The following is a 10,873-nucleotide window of genomic DNA, read 5'->3' as shown; positions in this document are numbered from 1 at the left end:
CCCCCCCCCCCCCCCCCCCCCCCCCCCCCCCCCCCCCCCCCCCCCCCCCCCCCCCCCCCCCCCCCCCCCCCCCCCCCCCCCCGACCCACCCACCGCCCCGTAAGCACTACGCGCAACCCCACCGAACCCGCACCGGCGCCGCAGGCATCAACGCGCACCCCCACCGGCCGGGAACAGACCGCCCCAGGCCCCACCCCGACTACCCTGCTGGTCATGACGCCCTCGGCCGCCACCCCCGCCTACCGCCGCCTCAGCGTCGAGGAGCGCCGCACCCAGCTCCTCGACGCCGCCCTCGCCCTCTTCGCCCACCGCACCCCCGAGGACGTGTCCCTGGACGACGTCGCAGAGGCAGCCGGCGTCTCACGCCCCCTGGTCTACCGCTACTTCCCGGGCGGCAAGCAGCAGCTGTACGAGGCCGCCCTCCGCTCGGCCGCCGAAGAGCTCCAGCACTGCTTCGACGAACCCCGCGAGGGCCCCCTCCTGCCCCGCCTCTCCCGCGCCCTCGACCGCTACCTCACCTTCGTCGACGAGCACGACACCGGCTTCAGCGCACTGCTCCAGGGCGGCAGCGTCGTGGAGACGTCCCGCACCACGGCGATAGTCGACGGGGTACGCCGCGCCGCCGCCGAGCACATCCTCAGCCACCTCGAGGTCACCGACCCCGGCCTCCGCCTGCGCATGACCGTGCGGATGTGGATCACCGCGGTCGAGGCGGCCTCCCTCATCTGGCTCGACGAGGACAAGCAGCCACCGGTGGAGGAACTGCGGGACTGGCTCGTCGAACAGTTCATCGCCGTGCTCTCGGTCACCGCGTCCCGGGATCCGCAGACCGCCGCGCTGGCCGAGAAGCTCGCGGCGGATGGCTGACACTGGTGCCGTGAAGAGCGAAGACACCCCCTTCGAGGGCGGCCCCATGGACGGCCGCGTCCTGCCCGTGCTCCTGGGCATCACGGGCCACCCGCCCAAGACGTACCGCATCCCCGTCCCCGACCCGCACGGCGGCCCGCCCACGGTCCTGGTCTACCACCGCGTACCGCGCACCCCCGGCGCCCGAAAGGGCCTGACCCAGCGCTGGAAGTACGCGTACGACCCCGAGGGCCGGCAGAGCCGCCGGCTGAACTGGCCGTGGTCCAAGCCGGACGCCACGCCGCGCGGCAAGCCGGACGACACCGACGGGTGACCGGATTACGCCGATCCGCGCACACTTGACACACAAACCCGGCAACCGCGTCTAAAGCTCTCGATGCGGAGCAGAGAGCCTCTCCGCACCGGAGGTGATGACGTGTCAGGAAGGCTTCTCCGCCTGGCGTGTACGGCTGCCGCGGCGACGACGGCGGCCGGCACACTCCTCGCACCGACCCACGCGACGGCTGCCCCCGAACCACGAGAACCGCAATCGACGGCCGCCCTCGAACCGCGAGATCCCCAGGGGTCGGCCGCCGCCCCAGAATCCCAAGAGCGCACGGTGACAGCACTCCTGACGGACCTTCAGCGTCTCTACCGCGAGGCCGAGCGGGCCACGGAGACGTACAACGCGACCGAGGAGGCGCTCAGGCGGCAGCGTGCCGAGGTCACCCGTCTGGACACCGCCCTGTCCCGCGCCCGCCTCGCCCTGCACGACAGCCGGGCCGCCGCGGGTCGTCTGGCCCGTCAGCAGTACCAGAACACCACGGACATCTCGCCGTACGTACGCCTGCTCCTGGCCCGCGACCCCCAGCACGCCCTGGACCAGGGCCACGTCATCGGCAAGCTGGCCCGCGAGCGCGCCGAGACGGTCGGCCGGCTGACCGGTGCGGAGCGCAAGGCCGACGAGCTGGCCCGCAAGGCCCGCAAGGCGCTGGACGGTCAACTCGCCCTCGCCGAACGCCGGAAGAAGAACAAGGACGCCGTGCACAAGCGCCTGAAGGAGGTCGAGGAGCTGCTGGCCTCCCTCACCGCCGAGCAGCTCGGCGCACTGGCCGAACTGGAGAAGAAGGACACCGCGAAGTCGCAGCGGGCCCTTCTGGCGTCGGGCGCCCTCGCCGGGGACGACCGCAAGCCGTCCCCCGAGGGCGCCCGGGCGATCCGCTACGCCAAGCGACAGCTCGGCAAGCCCTACAAGTGGGGCGCCGAAGGCCCCAGGTCCTACGACTGCTCAGGCCTGACGTCCAAGGCCTGGGCCCACGCGGGAACGCGCATCCCCCGCACGAGCCAGGAGCAGTGGGCGCGGCTCAAACGGATCCCGCTGACGAAGCTGCGCCCCGGTGACCTGGTCGTCTACTTCCCGGACGCCACACACGTGGCCATGTACCTCGGCAAGGGCCAGGTGGTCGAGGCCCCGCGCACCGGCGAGAAGATCAAGATCTCCGAGATCGCCTCGAACCCGGTGCTGGGAGCCGTACGCCCCCGGGTCAGGTCCCAGAAACCTCCGCGAGATAAGCCGCGGTCTTCTCCGGCTCATAGAAGTAGTTCTCGAAGTCGGCCGGGTCATTGAACCCGTTGGCGAACCGGTCGGCGACCGGCGGCAGCTGCCCCGCCGCGCCGATGAGGCCGAGGATGTGCTCCGGCGGCGGCGCCAGCATCGCGTTCGTCCACTTGGTGACGTGCTGCGCGGTGGCCCAGTACCGGTCGAAGGTGCCGCGCATCCACGCCTCGTCGAACTCCTTGTCCCCGTGTTCGAGGATCGAGGCGAGGTAGGCGGCCGCGCACTTGGACGCGGAGTTCGACCCCTGGCCGGTGATCGGGTCGTTGGCCACGACGACGTCCGCCACGCCCAGCACGAGCCCGCCACCGGGAAGCCGGCCGATCGGGTTGCGCACGGTCGGCGCGTACCGCCCGCTCAGCACACCTCCCGCGTCGGTGAGCTCGACCTTGGTCGCCCGGGCGTACTCCCACGGGGTGTACTTCTCCATGAGCCCCAGGGTCAGGGAGAGGTGCTCCGCCGGGTCCTGCACGCCGTCGAAGACGTCGAGCGGCCCGCCGGGGATGCCCTCCCAGAACAGGATGTCGGCCCGCCCGGAGGTGGTCAGGCACGGCATGACGAACAGCTCTCCGACGCCGGGGACGAGGTTGCAGCGGACCGCCTCGGTGTCCGGGTGCTCGGGGCGCGGGCCCAGGCCGTGGACGTACGACACGGCCAGCGCGCGCTGCGGCTCGCCGTACGGGGACCGCTCCTGGTCCCGGCCGAACATCTGGACCAGCTCGCCCTTGCCCGCCGAGACCATCACCAGGTCGTACGTACGGGAGAAGTAGTCGAGATCGCCGACTGCCGCGCCGTGGATGACCAGCTGTCCGCCGCGCTGTGCGAACGTCTCCATCCAGCCGGCCATCTTCACCCGCTGGTCGACCGACTGCGCGAACCCGTCGAGGTGCCCCAGCCAGTCGATCGCGCGGGCCGCGGGACCCTCGGCCCAGGAGCCGGGGGCCGCCACCGAGACGCCGAGTCCCTCGATCTTCGGGGCCTGGGACTCCCAGAAGTTCAGCTGGAGATCGCGCTCGTGCTGCAGTGCCGTGTGGAACATGCACTGCGTGGACATGACCCGGCCGGAGCGGATCTCGTCCGCCGTCCGGTTGGACATCAGGGTGACCTCGTACCCGTGCGACTGGAGTCCGAGGGCGAGCTGGAGTCCGGACTGGCCGGCTCCGACGACGAGTATCTTCCGCATCCGGGGCTGTTCTCCTACTCGGGGATCTACTCGGGGGTTTCGTCCAGCGCGTGCCCGACCAGGGACAGGAGGGTCTCGATCACCGAGATCCGGCGCCGGGCGTCCATGATCATGACAGGTATGTGCGCGGGGACCGTCAACGCCTCCCGCACGTCCTCGGGCTCGAACAGCTCGCTGTCGTCGAAGTGGTTGACCGCGACGACGTACGGCAGGCCGCAGCTCTCGAAGTAGTCCAGCGCGGGGAAGCAGTCCTTCAGCCGCCGGGTGTCGGCCAGGACGACCGCGCCGATCGCGCCGCGCACCAGGTCGTCCCACATGAACCAGAACCGCTGCTGGCCGGGCGTGCCGAACAGGTAGAGCACCAGGTCGTCGTCGAGCGTGATGCGGCCGAAGTCCATGGCCACGGTGGTGGTCAGCTTGCCCGGCGTCGAGGTGAGGTCGTCGGTCTCCTCGCTCGCCTCGGTCATCAGCGCCTCGGTCTGCAGGGGCGTGATCTCCGAGACGGCGGTGACCAGCGTGGTCTTGCCGACGCCGAAGCCGCCGGCCACGACTATCTTCGTGGCGATCGGGGCCCGGGTGCGGTCCGTCTGCCAGGGCTGTTCGGGCCCCTCTGCGTCGAGGAGCGGGGAGACACCGCGAACGGCGTCAGAGACGACGGAGTCCACTCAGCACCCTTTCCAGCAGCGCGCGGTCCGGCCGGCCCGTGCCGTGGCCGGTTCCGGTGCCGTACACACGGATCTTTCCCTGGTCCGCGAGGTCGCTGAGGAGCACGCGGACCACGCCGAGCGGCATCTTCAGCAGCGCGGCGATCTCGGCCACCGTGCGCATACGGCGGCACAGTTCGACGATGGCCCGCATCTCCGGCATGACACGGCCGTACGGACCCGTGAGGGAACCATTCGTCAGTTCCTTGCGCTCCTCGGCGGCCTCCAGGGCGGCGGTGCTGCCGACGATCGTCTCGACGAGCAGGACGTGGCCGAAGCGGGTACGGCCGCCGGTGAGCGAGTAGGGCCGTACGCGGGCGGGTTTGCGGTCGCCGCCGCGGACGGGGAGCTGGGGCCGGTTCTTCGGGGCGTTGCTCATCGGGTACCCCCTGCAGACGCGGTCTCGAGGGATTTCCGTAGCTCGCTGCGCAGTTCGGGGGTGAGGACATGGCCGGCCCGGCCGACGAAGAGCGCCATGTGGTAGGCCACCACGCTCATGTCGCATTCGGCGGAGCCGTGCACGCCGAGCAGCGAGCCGTCGCTGATGGACATCACGAACAGGCTGCCCTCGTCCATCGCGACCATCGTGTGCTTCACCCCGCCGAACTGCATCAGCTTGGCGGCGCCGATGGTGAGGCTGCCGATGCCGGAGACGATGGTGGCGAGGTCGGCGGAGGAGCCGCGGGGGCCGGTGGGCCTGTCGTTCCCCGCCTCCCGGGCCGCCTCGTTGTGGGCGTGGTCCGAGGAGAGCAGGAGCAGGCCGTCGGAGGAGACCACGGCGACCGACTGGATGCCCGGCACCTCCTCGACCAGATTCGTCAACAACCAGTGCAGGTTGCGGGCTTCACTGCTCAGTCCGAAGGTACTGGGCGCGGTCAACTGCTTGCCTCCTCGACTGTGCCCCCCGTGGCTGCTTCGGATTCACTGCTGGGTGTCGCGTTCTGGCCGGTCTCTTCGGCGATCTCCGCCTGTACGTCGCGATAGCCGGCCTCCGCTCCCCGGCGGAAGCCGCCGAGCCTTCTGCGGAGGGCTTCGGCGTCGACACCGCCGGTCCGCTGGCGCGGGGCCTGGACCGGGGCGGTGATCTTCGGGGTCCGCTTGGGCAGACCCTTGTCGGTGACGAGGTCCTCGGCCTCGTCACCCTCGCCCCTCTCGTCCGCCTGGTCCCTCTCGTCCCGGGCACGTTCATGGGTGTCCGGTCCGATCGCGTACGGGTCGGTGACCGGGGTCGGCGTCTCCTGGGCGGGTCCGTCGGGCTGTTCCGGGATCAGGAGTTCCATCGTCGTCTCGGCGGGCGCCGCCTCCGGCTCCGGTGCCGGTGCCGGTGGGTCCTCCTGCGCGCCCTCCTCCGCAGTCTCCCGTACGGCCTTCTCGGCCAGCGCCACCAGCGGGTCGCCGTCCTTCGAGCGGCCTCGCAGGACGTTGGAGTTGGCCTCCGCGTCGGCGCCGGGCAGCGAGAAGGTGTGGGTACCCGTGCGGTGCGGGGAGTCGGAGGGGACCGCGGCCGCGGGGGCCGCCGCGAGGAGGCCCTTGGGCAGGACCGCGACCGCCGCGATGCCGCCGCTCTTCTGCTCGCGGAGCTGGACGCGGACGCCGTGGCGGTGGGCGAGGCGGGCGACGACGTACAGGCCGAGGCCCAGGCCGTCGTCGCCTTCCTGGTCGTAGGAGACCTCGGGGTCGAAGTCGGCGAGCCGGGAGTTGAGGCGTGTCAGGCGCTCGCCGGTCATGCCGATGCCCTCGTCCTGGACGGAGAGCATGACCTCGCCGTTCTCCAGCAGCCAGCCGGAGATCTCGACGGGCAGGTCGGGCGGGGAGAACGAGGTGGCGTTCTCCATGAGCTCGGCCAGGAGGTGGGAGAGATCGTCGGCGGCGAACCCGGCCACGTGCGCGTGCGGCGGCAGCGCGGCGATGCGGACGCGCTCGTACCGCTCGATCTCGCTGACCGCCGCGCGGACGACGTCGACGAGCGGGACCGGCCCGGCGTGCTGCTGGACGTGCTCGGTGCCGGCCAGGACGAGGAGGTTCTCGCTGTGCCGGCGCATGACCGTGGCGAAGTGGTCGAGCTTGAACAGGGTGGCCAGCCGGTCCGGGTCCTGCTCGCGCTCCTCCAGGCCCTCGATGACGGCGAGTTGGCGCTCGACGAGACCGAGGGTGCGCAGGGCGAGGTTCACGAAGGTGGCGCCGATGGTGTCCCGCAGCCGGTCCAGCTGGGCCGCGGACTCGGCGAGTTCGGAACGCAGTTCCTCGCGGGCGTCGGCCATCTTCTGCCGCTGGCCGACGAGGTGCTTGCGGTCGGACTCCAGCGTGGTGATGCGCTCGTGGAGGGCGACGGCGTGCGCGTGCAGGGCGTTGACGGAGTCGACGACCTGGGCGAACTCGTCCTTGCGGCCGGTGAACTTGACGGGCTCCTCGGCCGCCGGGTCCTCGGCCCGGGCGAGCCGCGCGGAGCCGATCCGCAGGACGGCCAGCGGCCGGGTGAGGGAACGCGCCATGGCGGTGGCGACGCCGACGGCGAGCAGCATCAGGGCGCCGAGGATCGCGATGCGGATCTCCAGCGCGGTGACGTCGTCGTCGCGGAGGGCTTCGAGGTCCTTGGTGCGGCGGTCGTAGAGGGCGGACTCGACGCCGCGCATCGCGTCGACGCGGGCGGAGAGGGCGGCCTCGGCACGCTGGGTGCTGGTGTTCAGGTCCCGGTCGGAGAGCGCGGCCTGGTCGGTGAGGGAGGCGAGGTACCGGTCGGCGGTGTTCACCTCGGGGCCGGTGACCGTGGAGTCGTAGGAGGTGCGCGCGGACTTGGGGGCGCTCTCGTGGAAGTCGGCGAGGGCGGCGTCGGAGCGCAGGCGGGCCTGCTGGGCGGCGGCGCTGAGCGCGGCGCGCTGCTTGGCGTCGGCGGCCGAGGAGGTCTTCTGCGTGGTCGCGAGGCCGGTGACCGGGTCGATGACGGTCTCGGTGGTGGTCGGCACGCTGAGGGCGGCGAGGAGCAGCCCGCGGGCGGCGGCGGCCTGCTGCACCGCGGAGTCCAGCTCGGCCAGCGCGTAGGAGCCGGATCCGGCGCGGGGCGGCAGTTGCTCGGCCAGCCGCTCGGCGAGCCGGTGGAGTTCGGTGATGGTGGCCGAGTAGGCCTGGTGCGCCTCCAGCGCGGTGCTCTGGCCGGTGAGCGCGGCCCGGCGCACGGCCGCGATGCCGTCGAGGTCGTCGCGGAGCGAGGCCGGGGCGTCGGGGTCGGCGCGCAGTTCCTCGACCTGCCGGTCGACGCGGGCGCTGCGCTGCTCGCTGGGCGCCTTGGACTTGGGCCGGCCGGCGGCGATGTACGGCGTGACCTCGTCGCGCTCGTCGGCGAGGGAGTGCGCGAGCGTGAGCGCGTCCTCGGTCTGCTCGGCGAGGGTCACCAGTTGCTGGGAGTCGTGCAGCTGCCCGGAGGCGGCGACGATCGAGGGGACGCCGGCCCCGGCGATGGCGGCCGCCACTACGGCCACGGCGACTATCAGCCGGTTCCGTACGTGGGTCGGGCGCCCCTTGCCGGCGGGTGTGACGTCGGTGGTGGTGCCGGGAGTGGGCTTGGTCCCCCCTGCGGAGGCCGTCTGCTTGCCTGAGCGACGAGGCCGCATCTTCTGCACCGGTGCTCGCATTCCTGACTCGTGATACCCATGGGTCCGGATGACGCTCCGTCAACTACCGCCGACCTCGCGTACACCCCTCCCCCAAGCTCGACTTGCTCGAGCAGGGGGTGTCCTCACCGGTCCCCGACCCTCCCAGTGCCGGTGGGCAACGGCCGCGCATCACCTGACCCGCCACCCGAAGGAGTGAACCCCGGAGGGGAGTTGGCGGGCAAGTTTCTCTGGCGGATGCAGATGCCTTCCGCGGCGGGCCGGTTGGACCTCTGCGGCAGGCGATGGCAGTATTCGCCGCCACGCCTGGCAGGAGCGCTCCATTCCACCTCAAATCAGGCGCCTGACCTGCGCGGCTGCACGCTTTCGACAACCGATGCGACCCCTTCGCGAACCTTGTGAAGGCCTCGTGCAGACTGACCGAATGCGAACAGAGCTTGTCTCCGAACCCGGCGACCCGGCCCGCCCCAACGAGGACTTCGCCAGTGTCGGACTGCCCGCCTCGGGACAGGGTGGCGCGCTGGTCGTCCTGGACGGAGTGACCCCGCCGAGGAGCGGGACGGGCTGTCTCCATTCCGTCCCCTGGTTCACCGCACGGCTCGGCGGAGCCCTGACCGAACTGACCGTTTCACTCCCGGATGTTCCGCTCGGGGACGCGCTGGCCCGCGCCATCGCTCGTACCGCTGACGCACACCGGGAAACCTGTGACCTTTCTCACCCGCGCACCCCACAGGCAACAGTGGTCATGGCGCGGTGGTCGCCGGAGTCGGTGGAGTATCTGATCCTGTCCGACTCGGCCCTGCTCGTGCAGTCGCCGGACGGCACGGTCACACCCTGCCTGGACGACCGCCTGGCCCGGCTGCCACGGGCGTCCCTGGCCACGGACGCGTTGATCGACGCCCACATCCGCAACAAGGAGGGCGGCTTCTTCACGGCCGCCGCGGATCCGTCGGTGGCGGACCGGGCGGTCACGGGGGTGCTGGGGCGGGCGGAGGTGCGGGCGCTGGCGGCGCTCACGGACGGGGCGACGAGGTGGGTGGAGAAGTTCCGGGAGGGCGACTGGGCTGAGTGCTTCACCGTCGTACGGAAAGAGGGGGCGCGGGCGCTGGTGGACCGGGTGCGGGCGCTGGAGTCGGCCGACGCCGAGGAGCGGGTGTATCTGGGCCGGAGCAAGACGCATGACGACGCGACGGTCGTGTACGCGCAGTTGTGATCGCGCGGCCCGGCGCGGGAACGCCTGGTTCGGCGTCGGGGCTCTTCTCCGTCTCCCGCCCTCCGGCCTACTTCTCCATCCCCCGGTTCAGCTGGTTCAGCAACCGCGCCAGCTCCGCGACCTCGCCGCGGTCCCAGTGGGACAGCTGCTCGACATACCGGGCCCGCCGGGCCTCCCGCACCTTCGCCACCCGGCCGCGCCCCTCCTCGGTGAGGTGCACCAGCCAGGCCCGTCCGTCGGCGGGGTCCGGCTCGCGGGCGACGAGTCCGAGGTCCTCCAGGGCACGCAGTTGGCGGGACATGGTGGCCTTGCCGACGCCGATGTAGGCGGCGAGCTCGGTGGCCCGCTGGCGCCCTGACTCACCCAGCCGTACCAACAGGCCGTACGCCGCGGACTCCAGGTCAGGATGGACCTCCCGGGCCATCTCGCCCTGCTTGGCCCTGGCGCGCCGGAACAGGACCGTCAACTCGCGTTCGAGATCGAGGAATTCGGGCTGGTCCATGCCACGCTCGGGCACTCCCCCGGCAGGGTCGCCCCCGGGCCCGACTCGCCGACCCTCGCCGTTTCCGTCTTCGCGCACGTCAGCCCCTGCCTCGTGTTTCCCGGTCCGGAAAGTTTCCTTCGACCGCCGTCGTCGCCGCAGCTCCGCCAGTATTTCGCAGGCCCAGACCAAAGGCAGCCTCCGGACCCCCTTCCACCTGCGCTTCTCCGTGCCTGGCTTCTCCACCAGGGGCTTGACCGGCATGCACACGCCACCATCCATGACCCCAATGGCGGCCGCACCCCTACGCGTTTTCCCACCGAGCACCACCGAGCCTTCGGAGGCACGCTTGTGCCCGTGCACCGACCCGAACCGCTCCGCACCCGGCGCGCGCACCTCGCCGGGCTCCTGCTCACCGCGATCCTGTCCCTCGTCCTCGCCACCCAGCCCTCCCCCGCGTCCGCGGGCGACGACACCCCACGCCGGGGTTCCGCGTACATGGGCATGGGCGTCATCGCCCACGACGGCGTACACGGCGTCCCCCCGGGGACCATGGCCACCAAGACCGAAGGCGTGGACGTCTCCAGCCATCAGCGCAACGTCGCCTGGTCGACCCTGTGGAACAGCGGGGTGAAGTGGGCCTATGCGAAGGCGACCGAGGGGACGTACTACACCAACCCCTACTTCCCCCAGCAGTACAACGGCTCCTACAACGTCGGCATGATCCGCGGCGCCTACCACTTCGCGACCCCGGACACCACCAATGGCGCAACGCAGGCCAACTATTTCGTCGACCACGGCGGCGGCTGGTCCCGCGACGGCAAGACCCTGCCCGGCGCCCTGGACATCGAGTGGAACCCGTACGGCGACACCTGCTACGGCAAGACGCCGAGCGCCATGGTCACCTGGATCCGCGACTTCGTGAACCAGTACAGGGCCCGCACCGGCCGCGCCCCCGTCATCTACACGGCGACGAGCTGGTGGAAGCAGTGCACCGGCAACTACAGCGGTTTCGCCTCGGCCAACCCGCTGTGGATCGCCCGGTACGCGACGGCGGTCGGAGAGCTGCCGGCCGGGTGGAGCTACTACACGATGTGGCAGTACACGTCCTCCGGACCGACGGTCGGGGACCACAACAGGTTCAACGGAGCGCTGGACCGCGTCCGGGCATTGGCGAAGGGCTGACCCGTCGCCGTACGGCGGAATGTCGTACGGCGAAGGCC

Annotated in this window: 11 protein-coding genes; 5 read left to right on the top strand and 6 right to left on the bottom strand. The window is 71.5% G+C overall.

The window, feature by feature from the left end:
- The first annotated feature begins 213 nt into the window (after window positions 1-213).
- The 3 genes from ACIBAG_RS25115 (at window position 214) to ACIBAG_RS25105 (ending at window position 2,473) form a co-directional block, all read left to right on the top strand.
- On the top strand, window positions 214-867 hold the full coding sequence (locus ACIBAG_RS25115) for a TetR/AcrR family transcriptional regulator (protein ID WP_399107725.1): 654 nt from the start codon (window positions 214-216) through the stop codon (window positions 865-867).
- A 10-nt stretch (window positions 868-877) separates the two neighbouring features.
- The gene (locus ACIBAG_RS25110) at window positions 878-1,180 is read left to right on the top strand and encodes a hypothetical protein (protein ID WP_399107724.1); all 303 of its coding nucleotides are present in this window, start codon (window positions 878-880) and stop codon (window positions 1,178-1,180) included.
- A 102-nt stretch (window positions 1,181-1,282) separates the two neighbouring features.
- A complete protein-coding gene (locus tag ACIBAG_RS25105) occupies window positions 1,283-2,473 on the top strand; it encodes an NlpC/P60 family protein (RefSeq protein WP_399107723.1) in 1,191 nt (396 codons plus the stop codon).
- Here the strand turns inward: ACIBAG_RS25105 and ACIBAG_RS25100 are convergent.
- From ACIBAG_RS25100 to ACIBAG_RS25080, 5 genes are read right to left on the bottom strand one after another with little or no spacing between them, the layout of a single operon-like run.
- A complete protein-coding gene (locus tag ACIBAG_RS25100; RefSeq protein ID WP_399107722.1) occupies window positions 2,391-3,644 on the bottom strand; it encodes a styrene monooxygenase/indole monooxygenase family protein in 1,254 nt (417 codons plus the stop codon). The two genes, ACIBAG_RS25105 and ACIBAG_RS25100, sit on opposite strands and share 83 nt — an antisense overlap.
- Before the next feature lie 26 nt (window positions 3,645-3,670).
- Window positions 3,671-4,309 (bottom strand): GTP-binding protein, encoded by a 639-nt coding sequence (locus ACIBAG_RS25095; RefSeq protein WP_399107721.1) that lies wholly within the window; start codon window positions 4,307-4,309, stop codon window positions 3,671-3,673.
- Window positions 4,290-4,727, bottom strand: a complete 438-nt coding sequence (locus tag ACIBAG_RS25090) for a DUF742 domain-containing protein (RefSeq protein ID WP_399107720.1) — start codon at window positions 4,725-4,727, stop codon at window positions 4,290-4,292. Before ACIBAG_RS25090 ends, ACIBAG_RS25095 begins: the two co-directional genes overlap by 20 nt.
- Window positions 4,724-5,227: a roadblock/LC7 domain-containing protein gene (locus ACIBAG_RS25085; protein WP_399107719.1), complete on the bottom strand. Its 504-nt coding sequence runs from the start codon at window positions 5,225-5,227 to the stop codon at window positions 4,724-4,726. The genes ACIBAG_RS25090 and ACIBAG_RS25085 overlap by 4 nt, the downstream gene beginning before the upstream one ends.
- Entirely contained in the window at window positions 5,224-7,977 is a 2,754-nt protein-coding gene (locus ACIBAG_RS25080) for a nitrate- and nitrite sensing domain-containing protein (RefSeq protein WP_399107718.1), read from the bottom strand. The genes ACIBAG_RS25085 and ACIBAG_RS25080 overlap by 4 nt, the downstream gene beginning before the upstream one ends.
- A gap of 403 nt (window positions 7,978-8,380) precedes the next feature.
- Between ACIBAG_RS25080 and ACIBAG_RS25075 the strand changes: the two genes are divergently transcribed.
- Complete coding sequence (locus tag ACIBAG_RS25075) at window positions 8,381-9,169, top strand: protein phosphatase 2C domain-containing protein (RefSeq protein WP_399107717.1); 789 nt, start codon at window positions 8,381-8,383, stop codon at window positions 9,167-9,169.
- A 67-nt stretch (window positions 9,170-9,236) separates the two neighbouring features.
- On the opposite strand, the gene ACIBAG_RS25070 is transcribed toward ACIBAG_RS25075, so the two are convergent.
- A complete protein-coding gene (locus ACIBAG_RS25070) occupies window positions 9,237-9,749 on the bottom strand; it encodes a MarR family winged helix-turn-helix transcriptional regulator (RefSeq protein ID WP_399107716.1) in 513 nt (170 codons plus the stop codon).
- Between the two features lie 252 nt (window positions 9,750-10,001).
- On the opposite strand from ACIBAG_RS25070, the gene ACIBAG_RS25065 reads away from it, so the two are divergent.
- The gene (locus tag ACIBAG_RS25065) at window positions 10,002-10,835 is read left to right on the top strand and encodes a lysozyme (RefSeq protein WP_399107715.1); all 834 of its coding nucleotides are present in this window, start codon (window positions 10,002-10,004) and stop codon (window positions 10,833-10,835) included.
- Window positions 10,836-10,873 lie beyond the last annotated feature (38 nt).

This window comes from Streptomyces sp. NPDC051243 (assembly GCF_044455405.1).
Lineage (GTDB): Bacteria > Actinomycetota > Actinomycetes > Streptomycetales > Streptomycetaceae > Streptomyces.
The sequence above is the reverse complement of the archived record's forward strand: the minus strand, read 5'-3'. Positions and strand labels throughout refer to the sequence as shown.